Source organism: Pseudogemmobacter lacusdianii (assembly GCF_030848395.1).
Taxonomy (GTDB): Bacteria; Pseudomonadota; Alphaproteobacteria; order Rhodobacterales; family Rhodobacteraceae; genus Pseudogemmobacter; species Pseudogemmobacter lacusdianii.
In genome coordinates, this window is the sequence record NZ_JAVDBT010000007.1 from 105,640 (window position 1) to 125,374 (window position 19,735).

The window sequence follows — 19,735 nt, forward strand, 5'->3', positions numbered from 1 at the left end:
GCTTTTAGGGTTCGGCGCGGCTGAAGACCATGCGGTCGCCTTCGGACAGGTCTGGGCGGTAGCCATAGCCGCCGATGCCAAAGTCACGCAGATCTTGCGGGTCGGTGAGGTGGTGGTCGCAAAGGTAGCGCGCCATCGAGCCGCGGGCTTTTTTGGCCCAGAAGGAGATGACCTTGGCCTCATTGCCGCGCTCTTCCAAGAAGACCGGGGTAATGACGCGCAAATTCAGCGCCTTACGCTTGGCGGTGGTGAAATATTCGGTCGAAGCGCAATTGACCAAAATATCGGTGCCCACGGCTTCGGCTTGGGCATTCAGCGCCTCGGCCACGCGGTCGCCCCAGAAGGCGTAAAGATCGGGCCCACGCGGGTTGGAGAGCTTGGTGCCCATCTCTAACCGATGCGCTTGGATCGCGTCCCAAGGCCGCAAGAGCCCGTAAAGCCCTGAAAGGATGCGCAAATGCCCCTTGGCCCAATGACGGGAATCCTCGGACATACTGGCCGCATCAAGGCCGACATAGGTGTCACCGGCAAAGGCATGCAAAGCGGGCAGCGGCGCTTCGGGGCTGTCTTGATAGGCGGCGAAACGGTCGCGGTTGAGCACCGCCAAAGGCTCGGAGAGATGCATCAGCTTGCGCAGATCCTGCACCGTCAGTTCACGCGCGCGCTGCACAAGGGCGGCGGTTTCCGTCAGGAACTGCGGCTGGGTAAGCGCCACATCGGCCGCAAGGTTTTTCGGTTTTTCGTCCAGCTTCTTGGCTGGAGAGAGCACGCAAAGCATTCAATTCTCCTGAAGGATCGCCAGAAAAGCCGCGCCAAAACGCTCGGCCTTCTGGGCGCCCATGCCTTGCACCGCCTCAAGCTCGGGGAGCGAGCGGGGGCGGCGTTCGGCGATTTGGCGTAAGGTAGAGTTGTTGCAAGACAAGGGCTTGCCGGTGCCATCCTCGCCGCGCTGCAAGCGCAGCTGGGTCTCGGCCAGCCGGTCGAAGACGGCTCCAGCGGGGCGGCCCGCAAGCGCCATACGGGCAGGATGCGGGGCTTCGGTCGCACCGGCGATGACCGATAGGAAGGCCAGGCCGAAGCTTTCAAGCTTCTTCGCCCCGACCCCGGTGATCTCGGCCATTTGGTCCAGCGTTTGCGGGCGTTTCTCGGCCATCTCGATCAAAGTGCGGTCGGCGAAGATGACATAGGCGGGCACGGAGGCCGCCTCGGCCAAGGCGCGGCGCTTGGCTTTGAGGGCGGAGAGGAGCGGTGCATCCTCTTCATCCACTTGGACTTTTACCTGAAGCCGCGGGCTGAGGCGGGCGGCTTCTTTGCGGAAGGTGACGCTTTCTTCGCCGCGCAGGACCGGGCGGGCGGCTTCGGTCATCGCAAGGCCGCCGTGGCGTTCAGGATCGGGGCGCAGAAAGTCGCGGCCCATCATCTGGCGGAACACGGTGCCCCATTCGGTCTTGTTCAGCTCTTTGCCAACGCCAAAGGTGGGCAGCAGGTCATGCCGCCGCTCGGTCACTTTGGGGGTCATCGAGCCGGTGAGGATGTCGATCAGATGGCCCGCGCCATAGGTCTCGCCGGTGCGCAACACGGCGGAGAGCGCTTTGCGGACCGGGGCGGTGGCGTCGAACAGCTGCGGCGGGGTGTTGCAAAGGTCGCAATTGCCGCAAGGGGCGCTCGCCTCACCGAAATAGGTCAAGAGCACTTGGCGGCGGCAGCCGATCGCCTCGGCCAGACCCAAAAGCGCGTTCAAGCGGCCGTGGTCGGCCTGCTTGCGCTCAATCGGGGCAAGGCCCTCGTCGATCTGGCTGCGGCGATAGCGGATATCGTCGGCGCCGTAGAGGGTGAGGGTTTCGGCGGGCAACCCGTCGCGGCCACCGCGGCCGATCTCTTGGTAATAGGATTCGATGGATTTCGGCAGGTCGGCATGGGCGACCCAGCGGATATCGGGCTTGTCGATGCCCATGCCGAAGGCGACGGTGGCGGTGACGATCAGCCCGTCGTCGCGCTGAAAGCGGGTCTCGACCATGCGGCGTTCGTCGGGATCCATGCCGCCGTGGTAGTAAAGCGAGGGGTGGCCCGCGGCTTTGAGGGCGGTGCACAGCGCCTCGGTCTTGGCGCGGGTGCCGCAATAGACGATGCCGGATTGGCCTTTGCGGGCGGCGGCAAAGCGCAGGATCTGCTCACGCGGCGAGTCTTTGGCGGCGAAAGCAAGGTGGATATTCGGCCGATCAAAGCCGCGCAGGAAGGTTTCGGGCGCTTGGCCGTCGAAAAGACGGGTGACGATTTCGGCGCGGGTTTCTTCGTCGGCGGTGGCGGTGAAGGCGGCGAGCGGCACATTGAGGCTGCGGCGCAGATCGCCGATGCGCAGGTAATCGGGGCGGAAATCATGGCCCCATTGGCTGACGCAATGCGCCTCATCCACGGCGATCATCCGCACGCCGATGCGGCGCAACAGCGGCAAAGTGCCCATCGAGGCGAGACGCTCGGGCGCCATATAAAGAAGCTTGAGACGGCCCTCATCCAGCGCGGCAAAGACGGCTTCGGTCTCTTCGTCCGTATTGCCAGAGGTCAGCGCACCGGCCTCAACCCCCGCCTCGCGCAAAGCGCGGACCTGATCGCGCATCAAAGCGATCAGCGGCGAGATGACCACGGTCACCCCATCGCGGCAAAGCGCAGGAAGTTGATAACAAAGGGATTTCCCGCCACCCGTTGGCATGATCGCCAGCGTATTGCGGCCGCCAAGGACCGCCGCGACAATCTCTTCCTGACCGGGTCGAAAGCCGGGAAAGCCAAAGACCCGGCGCAGAATCTCAATCGCTTGGTTCACGGGTCAGAGCCCGCCGGTGGCAACCAGCCTTTGCAAAAAGAAGATCGCGATGATGACGATCAGCGGGGCAAAATCGATGCCGCCAGCGGCGGGCAGCATGTTGCGGATGCGCGAATACAAAGGCTCAAGCAGCTGGTTCAGCCCGCCCCAGACCTGTGCGACCAAGGGCTGGCGCAGGTTGAGCACCTGAAAATTGATCAGCCAAGACATGATGATATGGATCAAGATGATCCATTGCGCGATGTTGAGGATCAAAAGCAACGTTTCGCGAAGCGCAATCATTGGTGTTTCCTTACGACAAGACGCCAGATCTTGTAGAACATCCCTGAGGCGGGCCACAAGGGCATTGGCGGCCGCACCCCATGACAACGCCGGGTCACACTTGCCTTCTGCTTGCCCTTACGCCAAGGCGGCAAGGGACAGGAGGCGCCTTCAATGTATCCCTATCTGCGCATGATTAAGGAAATGCTGAAGACGCGGCGGGCCGCGCCGATGCATCCGTTTGACGTGCATGTCAGCCACCATCTGTGCTGGCCGCAGGATATTGATCCGTGGCGCGAGTTGAACAATGGCCGGACGCTGACTTTGTATGATCTGGGGCGCATTCCGATGGCGGCGCGCTCGGGCCTGCATAAGATTGCACGGGCCAAGGGCTGGGGCATGGCGGTGGCCGGGGCCTCGGTGCGGTATCGCAAAAGGGTGAAGCTTTTCGACCGGATCGAGATGCGGACAAAGCTGGTGGGTTGGGACCATCGCTTTGTTTATATGGACCAAAGCATGTGGGTGCGGGGCGAATGCACCTCGCAAGCCTTGCTGAGATCGGCGATCACCCAAGGCCAGCGCGGCATCGTGCCGCCTGCCGAGATGGCGCTGGCTTTGGGGCTAGAGGCGGAGAGCCCCGCCCTGCCCCAATGGGTGCAGGCTTGGATTGCCGCCGATGCCGAGCGGCCTTGGCCGCCAGAAAACTAACCCAAGCCTTCAAGATTTTCGCGCCAAAGGGCTGGTCCCGGCGCGCAAGACCTGTCACCGAGACAGCCAGATTGCCACGGCAGCCCTATTCTAGGCTGCTTGCGTGGCCGATGGTTTGCGGGTTCACTGCCCGCGAATGGGATGGGGACCAAGATGATTTCGCCGCGCAAACGGATCTGGGGCTGGTATTTCTTTGATTGGGCCAGCCAGCCCTATAACACCCTGCTGCTGACCTTTGTGTTCGGGCCGTATTTCACCGAAATCGCAATGGGTTACTATTTCGGCCAAGGCCTTGATCCCGATGCCGCCGCCGCTGCGGCGCAAAGCTTCTGGGGCTGGGGGATTGCGGGCAGCTCGGTCGTCATTGCCATTCTTGCGCCGATTTTGGGGGCGATGGCGGACAGCACCGGGCGGCGGATGGTCTGGATCTGGATCTTCTCGGCGCTTTATGTGCTGGGGGCTTGGGCGTTGTGGTGGGTGGCACCGGGCGGCGATATCGGCGTGCTTTACTGGGCGGTGATCTGCTTTGGCCTTGGCTTTATCGGCATGGAATTTGCCACGATCTTCACCAATGCCTTGATGCCAAGCCTGTCGGATCATGAGGATTTGGGCGCGATCTCGGGCTCGGGCTTTGCTTTTGGCTATCTGGGCGGGCTGGCGGCCTTGGTGGTCATGCTGGGGCTCTTCGTGCCGAACCCGGAGAACGGGCTGACCTATCTGGGGCTGAACCCGCTCTTGGGCGAGGATGCCGAGACGCAGATTGGCACGCGGGTCGTGGGGCCCTTCACCGCGATCTGGTATATGGTTTTCATGGTGCCGTTCTTTCTGTGGGTGAAAGAGCCGAAGACCCAAGCCGCTGGAATCAGTGTCAAAAAGGCCGTTGGCCAAGTGAAAGAGATGCTGGCCTCATTGCGCTATCGCAACAGCTTGGTGGCCTATCTGGGATCGTCGCTTTTGTACCGCGATGCGTTGAACGCGCTTTATGCCTTTGGCGGGGTCTATGCCAAAGGCGTGCTGGGCTGGAGCATTGGCCAGATTGGCATCTTTGGTCTGGTGGGGGCGGCATCGGCGGTGTTCGCCTCGTGGCTGGGCGGCAAGGCGGACCGGCGCTATGGGCCTAAGCCGGTGATTGCGCTGAGCATCGTGGTGCTGATCGCGATTTGCCTGCTGATCGTCGGAATGACGCGTGAGCAAATCTGGGGCTTTGCTTTGGACCCGGCGGGCTCGGCCTCGGACCAAATTCTGTTTGTCTGCGGGGCGCTGATCGGGGCGGCGGGGGGCTCTTTGCAGGCCTCGAGCCGGACGATGATGGTGCGCCACACCACGCCCGAACGCGCCACCGAAGCCTTTGGCCTTTTCGCGCTCTCGGGCAAGGTGTCGAGCTTTGTCGCGCCTGTGCTGATCGCGCTGGTGACGGCGATCAGCGGATCGCAGCGCATCGGTATTTCGCCGCTGATTGCCCTGTTCCTCATTGGCTTGATCCTGCTAATTTGGGTCAATCCCAAAGGTGAGCAGTCGCGATGATCCCTAAAATCCTTAGTGCGGCCCTGATCGGGGCCACCCTTTTGCTGCCCACGCAAGGCGCGGCGGACCCCTTGGCCAATCAGCTTTTCGGCGCGAAAGCCACGCCTTCGGCGCAAAAGCCAATGCCGATCGGCTCTTATTCGCGCGGTTGCGCGGCGGGGTTGGTGGAGTTGCCGCAGACCGGGCCGACATGGCAAGCGATGCGGCTCTCGCGTGAGCGTAACTTTGGCCATCCGGTCATGGTGCAGTATCTGGTCGACCTTTCGGCGCAAGCGGCGGCTTTGGGCTGGGGCAAGGGGCTTTATATCGGCGATATCAGCCAGCCGCGCGGCGGGCCGATGACCTCGGGCCATGCCTCGCATCAGATCGGGCTCGATGCCGATATCTGGTGGCTGGCGCCGAAGCGATTGAACCTAAGCGTGCAAGAGCGCGAGAATATCTCCTCAATCCCGATGCGCTCGGCCAATCAGCGGACGGTGACCGATGCTTGGGGGCCGACGGCGCGCGCGCTGTTGAAAGCGGCGGCAAGTGACCCGCGGGTGGACCGGATTTTCGTTGCGGCCTCGATCAAGATCGAGATCTGCAAGACGGCGAAACGCGGCGATAAGAAATGGCTGCAAAAGCTGCGCCCGGTGGCGGGGCATGACACGCATTTCCATGTGCGGCTGAAATGCCCCAAGGGCGCGCGGCATTGCGAGACGCAGACGCCGACGGTGGCCGAGCTGTCGAACGGCGGCAATGGCTGTGATGACACGCTGACTTGGTGGGTGACGGATTACCTGAACCCGCCGAAAGCCGCGCCGAAGCCGAAGGACGAAGAGGCCGCACCGCGCAAGAAGCGCCCGCGCGAATACACGATGGCGGATTTGCCCAAGCAATGTCGCGACGTTCTCGCCTCGGATTGATCGCTGGCGCCCTGATGGCTTTTGGCTATCAGGGCAGTGCTTTGGCGACCCAACCGGCCGATTTCCTACAAGCCTTTCGCTGGTCCAGCGCGGACGCGCTTTTGGGCGGGCTGTCGGGTTTTGACCTAGCCGCCGATGGCAGCGGTTTTGTCGTGCTCTCGGACCATGGGGTGATGGCCGAAGGCCAGATCTTGCGCGATGCCGAAGGGATGATCACCGGGATCGAGACCGCGCCGATGCAGGTGTTGCGCGACGAGAATGGCGCGCCTTTGCAGCGCGGCAGCAATGACAGCGAAGGCATTGCCCGCGATGCCAAGGGGCGGATCTACATCTCATTCGAAGGCCCAGCGCGGGTCCGCAGCTATGAGTCTTTGGGCGCCAAGGCGCGCAATCTGCCCTCGCCCGAGGCCTTTGGCGCGATGCAAAAGAACTCGGCGCTGGAGGCTTTGGCGATCGATCACCGGGGCTGGCTTTACACAATGCCCGAGCGGTCTGGCGCGCTGGACCGGCCTTTTCCGGTCTTTGTCTTTGATGGCGCCGAGTGGTCGCAGCCCTTTGACATCCCGCGTGAAGGAGACTTCCTGCCGGTCAGCGCCGATTTCGGCCCCGATGGCCGGCTCTACCTGCTCGAACGCGCCTTTCGCGGGGTGCGGGGCTTTGCCTCGCGGGTGCGGGTGTTTGACATCGGGGCGCAGGGCGCTGGCCCGGGCGAGACGGTGCTGCAAACCGAGGTCGGCACGCATGACAATCTTGAAGGTCTGGCGATTTGGCGCGATGCGCAGGGACGGATCCGGCTGACCATGGTCTCGGACAATAATTTCTACTTCTTCTTGCGCCAAGAAGTTGTGGAATACGTCCTTCCCGAAGATGCGGGCCCAGTTGACGTGGGCCTCGCAGAGGACTAGACCGCCGCCGTCCCCGGGAATGGCTCGCGGACCAAGTCTCCGCGACCTTGTAAAAACGGATAGAGATATGACCCGTCTTCTGCCCGGCATTCTTGCCATGGCCATCGTTGTTGTGGCCTCGAACATCCTTGTTCAACATCCGCTTGGATTTTACCTAACCTGGGGGGCGCTGACCTACCCCCTTGCCTTTCTTGTCAATGACATAACCAACCGGTTGCACGGCCCCGAAGCCGCGCGGCGGGTGGTGTTTGTGGGCTTTCTGACCGGGCTTGTCTGCTCGGCCATTGGCACGCAGATCATGGGCGAGTTCGGCCCCTTGGTCACCTTGCGCGTCGCCATCGGCTCGGGCGTGGCCTTCCTGACCGCCCAGCTGATGGATATTGTCATCTTCAACCGGCTGCGCCAGCGCAGTTGGTGGAAGGCGCCGCTGATCGCCTCGGCTTTGGGCTCAGTGATCGACACTGCGATCTTCTTCCCCATCGCCTTTTCCGCGACGCTGTCGATGCTGGAACCCAGCAATGATGTTTCTTGGGCGGGCGAGCTGATGCCGCTGATCGGGCTTGGCCCGGTGGTGCCCTTCTGGGTGTCGCTTGCCACGGCGGACTTCCTTGTCAAACTGGCGATTGCGGTCTTGGCTTTGGCCCCGTTCCGCATTGCCATCGGGAAATTGATCACAAAGGTTGCGTGAATTCAGTTGACCCACACAAAATCTGTGTCAGGCTCCTCCTATCGGCAACATTTGAAAGGAGGTGATCCAGTGTCTAGAGTGATATTGGAGAATGGCGTCGGGACAGTCAGGAGGGGTGCATACTAGGGGCAACCCCTTGGTAAGGCAGACCGCTTGATTGGGCCAAATTCCTAACTGGCCCATCTCCTTGGAACTCGGAAAGGGTCGCCGCTCAGGCGACCCTTTCTCTTTTGGCGACATGGATTTGCCCCCCGTGCTGACTTGTGGTGACCCTGCGGCAAGGCTAGTTTGCGCCTATGTTAAGGGTCACGGATACTTTGGCGATTGCCGATTGGGAGCTGAGCGAAAGCTTCATGCGCGCCTCGGGTCCGGGCGGGCAAAACGTTAACAAAGTCTCCAGCGCGGTTGAGTTGCGGTTTGAGGCCGAACGCTCGCCGCATTTGCCCGATCCGGTGAAGGCGCGATTGAAGCGGTTGGCCGGGCGGCGCTGGACGAGTGAAGGCGCGATTGTCTTGCAGGTGGAAGACACGCGCTCTCAGGCCCGCAACCGCGAAATTGCGCGCGAGCGGCTGATTGAGTTGATCCAAGCCGCTTTGGTGGCCCCAAAGCGACGGATCGCCACCAAACCCACCTATGGCAGCCAAAAACGCCGTTTGGCGACAAAATCCATCCGCGGCGATGTTAAAGCCCTGCGGGGCAAAATCGGAGATGACGAATGAGCGAGACCCATGTGGAGCGGCGGGCACGGCTGATGGGGCCGAATGTGCCGACTTTTTACCGCAGCCCGGTGCATCTGGTGCGCGGTGAGGGGGTTTGGCTCTGGGATGCCGCGGGCAAGCGCTATCTTGATTGCTACAACAACGTGCCGCATGTCGGCCATTGCCATCCGAAAGTGGTGGAAGCGATCGCCAAGCAGGCCGCAACGCTGAACACCCACACCCGCTATTTGCATGATATGGTTCTGGATTATCTGGAACGCCTGCTTGGGACCTTTAAGAATGGCATCGGCCAAGGCATCCTGACCTGCACCGGGTCTGAGGCGAATGACATCGCCCTGCGGATGGCGCAGGCGGCGACCGGCAAGACCGGGATCATCGTCACCGATGACACCTATCACGGCAATACCACTGCCGTGTCGCAGCTTTCCGCCCGCCGCCCCCAGATCGGTGAGCGTTGGCCGAATGTGCGGCTGGTCCCGGCGCCGAATTCTTTGCTGCGGCCTGACCCCGACGGCACGATCTTCGCGGGCCATGTGAAAGCGGCAATGGCCGAACTGGCAGCGGCAGGCTTTGGCACCTCGGCGCTGCTGATCTGCCCGATGTTTGCCAATGAAGGGCTGCCCTCGCTGGCTCCCGGCTGGCTGGCTCCGACCGAGGCCGCTTTGCGCGCCGAAGGCGCCTTGATCATCGCCGATGAGGTGCAGCCGGGCTTTGGCCGCTCGGGCAGCCATTTCTGGGGGCATGAGCGTTTGGGCTTTAAGGCCGATATCGTCACCATGGGCAAGCCGATGGGCAATGGCCATCCGGTGGCGGCGGTCGTCACGACCCCAGAGATCATGGCGAGCTTCCGCAATGTCTTTAGCTATTTCAACACCTTTGGCGGCAACCCCGTCTCGGCCGCTGCTGCGATGGCGGTACTGCAGGTGATTGAAGAAGAAGGTTTGCAAGAGCGCGCGGCGAAGTCCTCGGCCTATGTGAAGGATCGGCTGGAGGCGCTGAACCATCCGCTGATTGCCGATGTGCGGGCCAATGGGCTGTTCTTCGCGGTGGAGCTGCGCGACGGCGACAAAGGTGCCACGGCATTTTCTGTTCAGCTGGTGGAAAACATGGTCGCACGGGGCTTTTTGATGAATGTGATCGGGGCCGATCGCAACGTCCTGAAGATCCGCCCGCCGATGGCTTTTGACATCGAACATGCTGATCTTTTGATTGACGCATTGGCAGCGGCTTTGGCCGAGACCAAGGTGCCGGCATGATCGAAGAACTTGCCCTTGAGGCCGCCGCACATTGGGGCGGCAACCCGGTTCGATTGCTCCGCAACCGCGAGAATGCCGTGTTTGAGATGCGTTTGCCTTCGGGCGAGCGCGCGGCATTGCGGCTGCACCGGCAGGGCTATCAGCCCGATGCCGCGATCCGGTCTGAGCTGTGGTGGTGCGCGGCTTTGGCGGAGAAAGGCGTGCGGGTGCCCGCCGCTTTGCCCGCGCGGGATGGCCAGTTTCTGGTCACGCTGTCGAATGGCCGCGCGGCTTCGGTCATCGAATGGATCGAGGGGGATGCTTTGGGCGAGGGCGGCGTGCCCTTTGCCACCCCCCTGCCCCAGCTTTTGGACCAGCACCATGCCTTGGGCCAGTTGGTCCGCAAATTGCATGATGTCACCCAAGGGCTGACACTGCCTGCGGATTTCGAACGGCCGCGCTGGGATTTGGACGGGCTGACCGGCGAGACGCCGTTCTGGGGCCGGTTCTGGGAGCATCCGGCTGCCTCGGAGGCGCAGCGCGCCACGCTGGTGCGCGCCCGCGCGGCCTTGCGCGAGCGTCTGGCGCCCCTGAACACCGTCCAGCTTGTTCATGCCGATGTGCTGCGGGAAAATGTTCTGGTGCAGGGCAACTCGGTCTGCCTGATCGACTTTGACGATTCTGGCTGGGGTTTCCCGCTTTACGATCTGGGCACCACCATGTCGCAGAACCTAAACGAGCCAGCACGGGTCGAGATTCGCGCGGCTTTGATGGCGGGATATGGCACGACGGACACCGATCTGGTCGACACAATGACGCTGGCGCGGACCTGCGCCTCGGTCGGCTGGATGATGCCGCGGCTCGAGGCGAATGACCCGGTGCATGCGCGCCACATCGCCCGCGCTGTGGGCTGGGCTGAACAGCTGGCTTTGTGACCAAGAGGCGCGCAGCTAAGGCAGTTGCGCGCCTTGATTGTAGCGGTTAGTCACAAAACCGTTACAATCAGCACAGCGGAAACGACCATGTTCAGCTTCATCAGAGCGCTCCTTCCGCGCTCGGACAACTTCTTCGAACTTTTTGAAGCCCAAGCGAAAAAGGCCCAAGAGGCGGCGTTGACCCTGCGGCAAGTGGTTGAGGGCGGCGCCGAGACCTCGGCGCGCTGCGCCAAGCTGTCGGCGCAAGAGAAAGAGGCGGATCTGATCTCTTACGAAGTGCTGGAATCGATCCGCCGCAGCTTCATCACGCCCTTTGATCGCTCTGATATTAAGGCTTTGTCGACCACGCTCGACGATGCGATCGACCAGATGAACAAGACCGGCAAAAAGGCCTTGCTCTACAATATCACCAGCTTTGAGCCGAATATGCGCGAAATGGCGGACCGGGTGATCGCCCTGTCAAACATTGTCGCCGAGGCGCTGCCCTTGATGCGCAATATGAGCGCCAATGCCGCGCGGCTGCATGAGTTGGTGGCCGAGATCAGCCGGATCGAAGAGGAATCCGATCACCTGAACGACGCCGGCTTGCGTGAGATGTTCAAGGCCAAGCAAGACGGCAAACCGCTGGATTTCGTGGTTGGGTCGCAGATCTATGACCATCTGGAGAAATGCTGTGACCGGTTCGAGGATGTTGCCCATGTGATCGGCGACATCGTGATCGAACACGTCTAAGGGCGCGCCAGATGGATCCCGTATCGGTAACCTTCCTGCTGGTCTTCCTGATCGCGGTTGCTCTGCTGTTCGATCTTTTGAACGGTATGCATGACGCGGCGAATGCCATTGCCACCATCGTCTCGACACGGGTGCTTTCGCCCTTTGTTGCGGTTTGCTGGGCGGCGTTTTTCAACTTCGTGGCCTATTTCGTCGGCAGCTATTTTGGCTTTTCGACCAAGGTTGCATCCACAGTCGGCACGGGGTTGGTCTCGCCCGACCTTATCAATAATGCCGTGATTTTCGGCGCACTTATGGGCGCCATTGGCTGGAACCTGCTGACTTGGTGGTTTGGCATCCCGTCTTCCTCTTCGCATGCTTTGGTGGGCGGGATCGTGGGCGCCGGTGTGGCCAAGGCTGGTTTTGGCGCAATCGTTTGGGGCGGGCTGTCAAAAACCGTCTTCGCCATTGTGCTGTCGCCGGTAACCGGCTTCGTGCTGGGTGTGCTTTTGATCGTGCTGATCAGTTGGCTTTTCTTGCGGGCCAATCCGGTCTGGGCGGAAAAGTTCTTCCGGCGGATGCAGTTGGTCTCCTCGGCGCTCTATTCGATGGGTCATGGCTCGAATGACGCGCAAAAGACCGCAGGTATCATCGCGGTGCTGCTTTACACCAACGGCTATTACGATGAGTTCACCGTGGAGCCCTGGGTCATCTTCAGCTGCTTTGCGGTGATGGGTCTGGGCACCATGATGGGCGGATGGCGCATTGTGCATACGATGGGCTCAAAGATCACCCGTTTGACGCCGACCCAAGGTGCTGCGGCTGAAACCGCAGGGGCGATGACGCTGTTCGGGGCGACTTGGATGGGGATCCCGGTCTCGACCACCCATACCATCACCGCCTCGATCATTGGCGTGGGCTCCGCCCGCCGGGTGCATGCGGTGCGCTGGGGCGTGGCTGGGCGGATCGTTTGGGCATGGGTCATCACCATCCCAGCCGCGGCCTTGATGGGCGCGCTTTTCTACCTGATCGGCGCCCAGTTCATGTGATTGCAGGCTGATGAAATGCGAAAAGCCCGGGCGATTGGCCCGGGCTTTTTCTTGGCGTTATAAGCCAATGATCAGACGAAGATCTCTGCCGCTTGCTGCTCTCCCACCCCGAAGACGCGCTTGTAGCGGGCGATCTCTTCCGCCGGACCCATCGCTTTGTTGGCATTGTCCGAGAGTTTGACCGTGGGGCGGCCATTGGCGCTGATCGCCTTGCAGACCATGCTGAAGGGGGCAAGCCCGTCGCCCGGCACCAAGCCACGGAAGTCATTGGTCAGCATGGTGCCCCAGCCAAACGACACCTTCACTCGACCGTGGAACTGGGCGTAAAGCTTTTCGATCTCGGCCACATCAAGCCCGTCCGAGAAGATCACAAGCTTCTCGCTGGGATCCTCGCCGCGCTCTTGCCACCATTGGATCGCCGTCTCGGCCCCGGTGGCCGGATCACCCGAGTCGATGCGGATGCCGGTCCAGCTGGCCAGCCAATCAGGGGCGTTTTTAAGGAAACCCGCCGTGCCATAGGTGTCGGGCAGCATCACGCGCAGGTTGCCGTCATGCTCTTCATGCCAATCGGCCAGAACCTGATAGGGCGCTTGCGCCAACTCGGCATCGTTATTGGCCAAGGCGGCATAGACCATCGGCAGCTCATGCGCGTTGGTGCCGATGGCCTCGATATCGCGGCGCATGGCGATGCGGCAGTTGGAGGTGCCGATGAACTTGTCGCCAAGCCCCTCTTGCAGCGCCTGCACGCACCAATCTTGCCACAGGAAGCCGTGGCGGCGGCGGGTGCCGAAATCGGCCAGTTTCAGCGCCGGAAGGGCGCGGAGGCGTTCCACTTTTTCCCAGACCCGAGCCATCGCGCGGGCGTAGAGCACTTCCAGCTCAAACTTGCCCATGTTCTTCAGGAAGGCGCGGCTGCGCAGCTCCATCAAGACGGCGAGCGCCGGGATTTCCCACAGCATGACCTCGGGCCATGTGCCTTCGAAGGTCAGCTCATACTGGCCGTCGCGTTTTTCAAGGTGGTAGTCGGGCAGGCGCAGAGCCTCGAACCACTCCATGAAATCGGGGCGGAACATCTGGCGTTTGCCGTAAAAGGTGTTGCCGCGCAGCCAAGTGCTTTCGCCGCGCGACAGCGACAGGCTGCGGACGTGATCCAGCTGTTCGCGCAGCTCGCCTTCGTCGATCAGCTCGGCCAGCCGCACGGATTTGCTGCGGTTGATCAGGCTGAAAGTGACCGAGGTGTCCGGCTTGTTGCGGAAAACCGATTGGCACATCAAGAGCTTGTAGAAGTCGGTGTCGATCAGGCTGCGGACGATCGGGTCGATCCGCCAATTGTGATTGTGCACCCGCGTTGCGATATCGACCACGTTAGCCCCCCAGCGTCACGCCAGCGGCGCGCATCTTGTCGCGGGCCTCGGCCAGCGATCCGTTAAGATCAATCGCGCGGCATGCGCTTTCAAGAACGGTGACTTTGTAGCCCAAAGCCGCCGCATCCAAGGCAGAATAGGCCACGCAATAATCCAGCGCGAGGCCGACCAAGGTCACCGAGGTGATACCGCGCGCTTTGAGATAACCATCAAGCCCGGTGACGGTGCTGCGGTCATTCTCGAAAAAGGCCGAATAGCTGTCGATCCCGGTGCGGAACCCTTTGCGGATCACCATTTGCGCCGGGCCTTCGTTGAGATCGGGATGAAAATCAGCGCCCTTGCTGCCGATGACACAATGCCGCGGCCAGAGCACCTGCGGTCCGTAAGGCATCTCGGTCAGCGTGAAGGGTGCCGCACCTTGGTGGTTGTCGGCAAAGGAGAGGTGATCCGAAGGATGCCAGTCTTGCGTGAAGACGACATTCTGGAACTGCCCCATCAACCCATTGATCTGGTTGATGATCTGATCGCCCTCGGCCACGGCCAAAGCACCACCGGGGCAGAAATCATTCTGCACATCGATCACGATCAACGCGGCATCGGCGGGTTGCGCTGGGTCAGCCGGTCGCATCTCATCCTCCCACAGGCTTGAAAAACCTGCGTAAGTCGCGGTTTGGGTTGCGTCAAGCGAGTGGCTTGAAATCGCGCGCAAGGCAGAGCATGACGGCATCATGCAAACCATTGCCGCACTTTACCACTTCGCCCCCTTCCCCGACCCGGCTGCTTTGCGCGCGCCGCTGTTGGAGCTTTGCCTTGCGCAGGGCGTGAAGGGTTCCCTTTTGCTGGCCGGTGAAGGGGTGAACGGCACCATTGCCGGGCCTCGTGAGGGGATCGACGCGGTGCTGGCGCATCTGCGCGCCCTGCCGGGCTGTGCGGGGCTGGAGCATAAGGAAAGCTTCTCGGAGACCATGCCCTTTGGCCGGATGAAGGTGAAGCTGAAGCGCGAGATCGTGACGATGGGGATCGAGGGCGTCGATCCGCGGGCCGCCGTGGGCAACTATGTGCGGGCCGAGGATTGGAATGCGGTGATCTCGGACCCGGATGTGGCGGTGATCGACACGCGCAACGATTACGAGGTTGGGATCGGCACCTTTAAGGGTGCAGTGAACCCCAACACCGAGAGCTTCCGCGACTTCCCGGCTTGGTGGGAAGAAAACCGCGCGCAGTTCACCGGCAAGCGGATTGCGATGTTCTGCACCGGCGGGATTCGTTGCGAGAAATCAACGAATTACCTTCTGTCGCAAGGGGTGAATGAGGTGCTGCACCTGAAGGGTGGCATCTTGAAATATTTGGAAGATGTGCCCGCCGAGCAATCGCTTTGGGAAGGCGAATGCTATGTCTTTGACGGCCGTGTCTCGGTCGGTCACGGGCTGGTGCCGGGGCAAAACTCCAGTTGCGGCGCCTGCCGGCGTCCGGTGACGCCCGAGGGGCGCGCGCATGCCGCCTATGAAGAAGGCGTGTGCTGCGCGGCTTGTGTTGAGGAATATTCCGAAGCCGATCGCGCGCGGTTCCGCGAGCGTCAGCATCAGATGGAATTGGCGAAAAAACGCGGTGAGCGCCACCTTGGGTAAGGTGGCGCTTTAGCGCTTATTTAGCGACGAGTTCGCGCACCATCGGCATGACTTTTGTCCCGTAAAGCCGCAGGCAGTTCATAAGATCGCTGTGCGGCACCGGGCCGGTCACATATTTCATCTCAAACCGTTGCAGGCCCAAAGCCTTGATCGTGCTGGCGATTTTCTTCGCCACCGTCTCGGGCGAGCCGACATAGAGCGAACCAGAGGCGATCTCAGAAAGGAAGCTTTCCTTCGTCACCGGCGACCAGCCACGCTCACGGCCCAGACGGCCAACCATGGTCGCGTAATGCGGCCAAAGGATCTCGCGTGCTTCCTCATCCGTCTCGGCCACAAAGCCCGGTGAATGCACACCGATCGGCTTCGGCGTGTTGCCGAATTGCGCGCAGGCGCGTTGGTAGAGGTCAACGTAAGGCGCGAAGCGACGCGGATCGCCACCGATGATTGCCAGCTTCATATGCAGATCTTGCCGCGCCACCCGCACCACGCTTTCGGGGCTGCCACCGACGCCAACCCAGACCGGCATGCCTTCCGGCCCCAGCGGCGGATAGACCGCTTGATCGCGCAGGCCCGTGCGGGTCTTGCCGCTCCAAGTGACCTTTGGCTGCCGCACCAGTTTGGCGAAAAGGTCGAGCTTTTCTTCAAACAAGATGTCGTAATCGTTCAGATCATAGCCGAAAAGCGGGTAGCTTTCGGTGAAGGAGCCACGGCCCACAATCGGCTCGGCCCGGCCATTCGACAAAGCGTTAAGCGTCGAGAACCGCTCAAACACCCGCACCGGATCATCGGTCGAAAGCACGGTGACGGCGGTGCCAAGGCGGATGTTTTTGGTGCGCCCGGCAATCGTGGCCAGCACCATCTCGGGGGCGGAGATGGCGAAATCCGGGCGGTGATGTTCGCCCAGACCGATGAAATTGATGCCAACCTCATCCGCCAGCACGGCCTGTTCCACCACATCGCGCAGGGTCTGATCTTGGGCAACGGGCAGGCCGTTCGCATCCACCGCCACATCGCCAAACGTGCCAACGCCAAGGGTAATTTCCATGACACACCTCTCTTTCGGGGGCAAAGATAAGCGGGCTTTGGCTGTGTGGTTAGCCCTATTGCGAGAGAGTGATCTCGGCAGCGCTGCACATAAGCCTTAGGCCTTATCGCGCACCTTGAGGAGCGAGCCGTCCTGCATCACCTCAAACCGCGGCAGGCGGCGGATGAGGTCGGAGAGCTTCGGCGCGCCGTAGGTGCGGGTGTCGAAATCGGGGTTCGCTTGGGTGATGAACTGGCCGATGAGGCCCAAAGAATACCACTCGCCCTCGGGGTCGATGGCGCGCATCGCGGCGGCGATGAGGGGGATCGCCTTGGCGGGCGGCTCTTTGCTGTTCGGGCGCTGCTCGGGGGCGACAGGCGCGCCCACGGGGCTGCCCACGGTGGGCTTCGGCTCTTCGCCACCGGCAAGGTTTTCAACATAGATGAAGCGTTTGCAGGCCATGCGGAAGGCCTCGGGCGTTTTCTTTTCGCCGATGCCATAGACATCCAAGCCTTGCTCGCGGATCCGCGCGGCAAGGCGGGTGAAATCGCTGTCCGAGGAGACGAGGACGAAGCCGTCGAAAAGCCCCGAATGCAGGAAGTCCATCGCCGCGATCACCAAACCGATGTCGGAGGCATTCTTGCCCTTGGTATTGGCAAATTGCTGATCGGCGACCAGACCCAAAGCGGCGACCTTCTTGGCCCAAGCGTTGAGCCGCAGGGCCGACCAATCGCCATAGATCCGGCGCACCGATGCCTCTCCCAAGGAAGCGATTTCCTCAAAAATCGCCTCGGCATGCGAAGCCGGGATATTGTCGGCGTCAATGAGGACGCAAAGGCGGGGGGCGCGGGGTTCTGCGGGCATCTTGGGCTCCTTTGCCCTCTTGTCGCAGGCTGGGGCGACAAGGTCGAGTAAAACCCGATCGAGAGACGCAAACGGGCGGCGCAGGGATCCCCGCGCCGCCCGCTGTTAGGCTTTGGCTTGCAATCAGAACTCGATCACGGCCCGGATCGACTTGCCCTCATGCATGAGGTCGAAGCCGTGGTTGATCTCTTCCAGCTTCAGCTTGTGGGTGATCATCGGATCGATCTCGATCTTGCCGTCCATGTACCAATCGACGAATTTCGGCACATCGCGGCGGCCTTTGGCGCCGCCGAAAGCGGTGCCTTTCCACTGACGACCAGTGACCAGTTGGAACGGACGGGTGGAGATCTCAGCCCCCGCCGGTGCCACGCCGATGATGACCGAAACACCCCAACCGCGGTGCGAGCATTCCAGCGCGTCGCGCATGACTTTGACGTTGCCGGTGGCGTCGAAGGAGTAATCCACGCCGCCGATGTGGTCATTGCCGCGTTTGGTCAGGTTGACGATCTCTTGCACGACCGAACCTTCGATTTTCGAAGGGTTCACGAAATGGGTCATGCCGAACTTTTTCGCCATCTCAGCTTTGTCGTCGTTGAGATCGACCCCGATGATCATGTCAGCCCCGGCCATGCGCAGGCCTTGGATGACGTTCAGACCAATGCCGCCAAGGCCGAAGACGGCTGCGGTCGAACCCATCTCAACGCCAGCCGTGTTGATCACGGCGCCGATGCCGGTGGTGACACCGCAACCGATGTAGCAAATCTTGTCGAAAGGCGCGTCTTCACGCACTTTCGCCAGAGCGATCTCGGGCATCACGGTGTGATTGGCGAAGGTCGAGCAGCCCATGTAGTGGTAGATCGGCGTGCCATCCAGCATCGAGAAGCGGGTGGTGCCGTCGGGCATCAGGCCTTGGCCTTGGGTGTTGCGGATCGCGGTGCAGAGGTTGGTCTTGCCCGAAAGGCAGGAATAGCACTCGCGGCATTCGGGGGTGTAGAGCGGGATCACATGATCGCCGGGCTTCAGCGTGGTGACGCCTTCGCCAACTTCGATCACAATGCCCGCGCCTTCATGGCCCAAGATGCAAGGGAAGATGCCTTCGGGGTCCGCGCCCGAGCGGGTGAATTCGTCGGTGTGGCAAAGACCGGTTGCCTTCACTTCGATCAAAACCTCGCCCTTCTTCGGGCCTTCGAGATTTACTTCCATGATTTCAAGCGGTTTGCCGGGCGCAAGGGCCACTGCGGCGCGGGTGCGCATAGGTTGTCCTCCTCAGAATTGGGTTGCGGCAAAGCTGTGCGAAACTGGGCGGGAATGCAACGGCGGAAGCGACATGCTGTGCGATTATTCGCCCCTTTGTCCTTGCGTTTCAGCGCTTCCAAGAGCGGTGTAGAGTATGGGGGAACCAATGCCGTGCTGCGAAGTTGATCACCGTCACGCCGCCTTCGTAGACGGCGCATCAAGATATGCCTGCGTCACCTGAAGCCCTGAGACCTGACCTTGAGTGCCGGACCTGAGCCCCACAACCCAAAGCGATCCTCTCGATGGATCGCAAATGAGCGCGCAAATGAGAACCATGAAAAAACCTTTGATCGCCACCGCCCTTCTGTCGACCATCCTGCTGGCCGCTTGTGTGCCCGAAGACAGCGCGCCGCCGCCTGTGGATATGGACCCCAACGCCTGCGGCGCGTCGGAATATCAGGAACTGGTCGGGAAAAATCGCAGCACTCTGTCGGCGCTGACCTTCGACAGCCCGGTGCGGATCTTGGAGCCGGGTGGCATTATGACCGCCGATTATTCCAACGGGCGGCTGAATATCTCGGTGAACGAGCGTGGCACCATCACCCGGGTTTACTGCGGCTAAGCCGGGAAACGAGCGATCGCACATAGAAAGACCGGGGCGCGCACATGCGGCCCCGGTCTTTTTGTCTGACCCGTGTTGGGCTTATTTCATGACGCGGTAAGCGGTGTGGCAATCCTTGCAGGTACCGCCCAGCGCCGCCATCGAAGCGCCAATCGCCTCGGCCGAGCTGACATCAGCAGCGGTTGCGGCTGCGGTCAGAGCATCGGCTTGCTTCACGAAATCTTCCCAGTTGGTCCAGATTTCAGCTTTCGATTCAGAGGCAGCATCCGCCGGGCCTTCTTCTTTGAAGGCCTCGGGCACGGCGGCGGCGGCGGCGATCAACGCGGCTTTAGCGGCCTCGGCGGCGGCGGCATCATAGGCCACTTCACCCTTGGCGATGCGGCCCAAACCGCCCATCGCAGCGCCGATCTCTTTCATCACCGCCTCACGCGCGGGGGCATCGGCCTGCGCAGCGCCATTGGCCAGCAGGGCCACAGTTGCACTGGCAATCACAAGCTTCAACAATTTCATAAACCTAGCTCCCTAAGGTCTTGTGGGTT

The 19,735-nt window shown here is 61.5% G+C and carries 21 protein-coding genes; 12 read left to right on the top strand and 9 right to left on the bottom strand.

From position 1 onward, the window contains the following. Positions 1 to 4: 4 nt before the first annotated feature. The 3 genes from yaaA to Q9295_RS08940 are packed head-to-tail and all read right to left on the bottom strand — an operon-like array spanning position 5 to position 3,100. Positions 5 to 778, bottom strand: coding sequence for a peroxide stress protein YaaA (gene yaaA, locus Q9295_RS08930; RefSeq protein ID WP_306680194.1), 774 nt, complete (start codon positions 776 to 778; stop codon positions 5 to 7). Then, a complete protein-coding gene (gene recQ, locus Q9295_RS08935; RefSeq protein WP_306680195.1) occupies positions 779 to 2,818 on the bottom strand; it encodes a DNA helicase RecQ in 2,040 nt (679 codons plus the stop codon). Between the two features lie 3 nt (positions 2,819 to 2,821). Further along, complete coding sequence (locus Q9295_RS08940) at positions 2,822 to 3,100, bottom strand: YggT family protein (RefSeq protein WP_306680196.1); 279 nt, start codon at positions 3,098 to 3,100, stop codon at positions 2,822 to 2,824. Positions 3,101 to 3,253: 153 nt separating this feature from the next. On the opposite strand from Q9295_RS08940, the gene Q9295_RS08945 reads away from it, so the two are divergent. The 10 genes from Q9295_RS08945 to Q9295_RS08990 all read left to right on the top strand — a co-directional run bounded on the left by Q9295_RS08945 (position 3,254) and on the right by Q9295_RS08990 (position 12,458). Continuing rightward, on the top strand, positions 3,254 to 3,787 hold the full coding sequence (locus Q9295_RS08945; RefSeq protein ID WP_306680197.1) for an acyl-CoA thioesterase: 534 nt from the start codon (positions 3,254 to 3,256) through the stop codon (positions 3,785 to 3,787). Between the two features lie 153 nt (positions 3,788 to 3,940). Beyond that, positions 3,941 to 5,311 (top strand): MFS transporter, encoded by a 1,371-nt coding sequence (locus Q9295_RS08950; RefSeq protein ID WP_306680198.1) that lies wholly within the window; start codon positions 3,941 to 3,943, stop codon positions 5,309 to 5,311. Then, positions 5,311 to 6,216 carry a penicillin-insensitive murein endopeptidase gene (gene mepA, locus Q9295_RS08955; RefSeq protein WP_373457447.1) on the top strand — a complete coding sequence of 302 codons (906 nt, stop codon included), beginning with the start codon at positions 5,311 to 5,313 and terminating at the stop codon, positions 6,214 to 6,216. The genes Q9295_RS08950 and mepA overlap by 1 nt, the downstream gene beginning before the upstream one ends. Positions 6,217 to 6,230: 14 nt before the next feature. Then, positions 6,231 to 7,121 (top strand): esterase-like activity of phytase family protein, encoded by an 891-nt coding sequence (locus Q9295_RS08960; protein ID WP_306680200.1) that lies wholly within the window; start codon positions 6,231 to 6,233, stop codon positions 7,119 to 7,121. Positions 7,122 to 7,188: 67 nt separating this feature from the next. Then, positions 7,189 to 7,809, top strand: a complete 621-nt coding sequence (locus Q9295_RS08965; RefSeq protein ID WP_306680201.1) for a queuosine precursor transporter — start codon at positions 7,189 to 7,191, stop codon at positions 7,807 to 7,809. 296 nt (positions 7,810 to 8,105) lie between these two features. Then, the gene (gene arfB, locus Q9295_RS08970; protein ID WP_306680202.1) at positions 8,106 to 8,528 is read left to right on the top strand and encodes an alternative ribosome rescue aminoacyl-tRNA hydrolase ArfB; all 423 of its coding nucleotides are present in this window, start codon (positions 8,106 to 8,108) and stop codon (positions 8,526 to 8,528) included. After that, positions 8,525 to 9,784: an aspartate aminotransferase family protein gene (locus Q9295_RS08975; RefSeq protein WP_306680203.1), complete on the top strand. Its 1,260-nt coding sequence runs from the start codon at positions 8,525 to 8,527 to the stop codon at positions 9,782 to 9,784. Before arfB ends, Q9295_RS08975 begins: the two co-directional genes overlap by 4 nt. Further along, the gene (locus Q9295_RS08980) at positions 9,781 to 10,698 is read left to right on the top strand and encodes a phosphotransferase enzyme family protein (RefSeq protein WP_306680204.1); all 918 of its coding nucleotides are present in this window, start codon (positions 9,781 to 9,783) and stop codon (positions 10,696 to 10,698) included. The genes Q9295_RS08975 and Q9295_RS08980 overlap by 4 nt, the downstream gene beginning before the upstream one ends. An 87-nt stretch (positions 10,699 to 10,785) precedes the next feature. Then, positions 10,786 to 11,430 carry a DUF47 domain-containing protein gene (locus Q9295_RS08985; RefSeq protein WP_306680205.1) on the top strand — a complete coding sequence of 215 codons (645 nt, stop codon included), beginning with the start codon at positions 10,786 to 10,788 and terminating at the stop codon, positions 11,428 to 11,430. Positions 11,431 to 11,441: 11 nt separating this feature from the next. After that, complete coding sequence (locus Q9295_RS08990) at positions 11,442 to 12,458, top strand: inorganic phosphate transporter (protein WP_306680206.1); 1,017 nt, start codon at positions 11,442 to 11,444, stop codon at positions 12,456 to 12,458. A gap of 71 nt (positions 12,459 to 12,529) precedes the next feature. Here the strand turns inward: Q9295_RS08990 and pncB are convergent, their stop codons facing one another. Both pncB and pncA read right to left on the bottom strand, forming a co-directional pair. Next, positions 12,530 to 13,822 carry a nicotinate phosphoribosyltransferase gene (gene pncB, locus Q9295_RS08995; protein ID WP_306680207.1) on the bottom strand — a complete coding sequence of 431 codons (1,293 nt, stop codon included), beginning with the start codon at positions 13,820 to 13,822 and terminating at the stop codon, positions 12,530 to 12,532. Position 13,823: 1 nt separating this feature from the next. Next, on the bottom strand, positions 13,824 to 14,450 hold the full coding sequence (gene pncA / locus Q9295_RS09000; protein WP_306680208.1) for a bifunctional nicotinamidase/pyrazinamidase: 627 nt from the start codon (positions 14,448 to 14,450) through the stop codon (positions 13,824 to 13,826). A gap of 100 nt (positions 14,451 to 14,550) precedes the next feature. Between pncA and trhO the strand changes: the two genes are divergently transcribed. Next, entirely contained in the window at positions 14,551 to 15,450 is a 900-nt protein-coding gene (gene trhO / locus Q9295_RS09005; protein WP_306680209.1) for an oxygen-dependent tRNA uridine(34) hydroxylase TrhO, read from the top strand. A gap of 16 nt (positions 15,451 to 15,466) precedes the next feature. On the opposite strand, the gene Q9295_RS09010 is transcribed toward trhO, so the two are convergent. The 3 genes from Q9295_RS09010 to Q9295_RS09020 form a co-directional block, all read right to left on the bottom strand. Continuing rightward, the gene (locus Q9295_RS09010) at positions 15,467 to 16,495 is read right to left on the bottom strand and encodes an LLM class flavin-dependent oxidoreductase (RefSeq protein WP_306680210.1); all 1,029 of its coding nucleotides are present in this window, start codon (positions 16,493 to 16,495) and stop codon (positions 15,467 to 15,469) included. Between the two features lie 96 nt (positions 16,496 to 16,591). Next, positions 16,592 to 17,338 carry an NYN domain-containing protein gene (locus Q9295_RS09015; RefSeq protein ID WP_306680211.1) on the bottom strand — a complete coding sequence of 249 codons (747 nt, stop codon included), beginning with the start codon at positions 17,336 to 17,338 and terminating at the stop codon, positions 16,592 to 16,594. A 123-nt stretch (positions 17,339 to 17,461) separates the two neighbouring features. Continuing rightward, positions 17,462 to 18,592, bottom strand: a complete 1,131-nt coding sequence (locus Q9295_RS09020; RefSeq protein ID WP_306680212.1) for an S-(hydroxymethyl)glutathione dehydrogenase/class III alcohol dehydrogenase — start codon at positions 18,590 to 18,592, stop codon at positions 17,462 to 17,464. A 307-nt stretch (positions 18,593 to 18,899) separates the two neighbouring features. Here Q9295_RS09020 and Q9295_RS09025 point away from each other — a divergent pair, with 307 nt between their 5' ends. Next, complete coding sequence (locus Q9295_RS09025; protein ID WP_306680213.1) at positions 18,900 to 19,196, top strand: I78 family peptidase inhibitor; 297 nt, start codon at positions 18,900 to 18,902, stop codon at positions 19,194 to 19,196. A gap of 81 nt (positions 19,197 to 19,277) precedes the next feature. Here Q9295_RS09025 and Q9295_RS09030 read toward each other — a convergent pair whose 3' ends face one another. Then, positions 19,278 to 19,706 (bottom strand): cytochrome c, encoded by a 429-nt coding sequence (locus Q9295_RS09030; RefSeq protein ID WP_306680214.1) that lies wholly within the window; start codon positions 19,704 to 19,706, stop codon positions 19,278 to 19,280. Between the last annotated feature and the right edge of the window lie 29 nt (positions 19,707 to 19,735).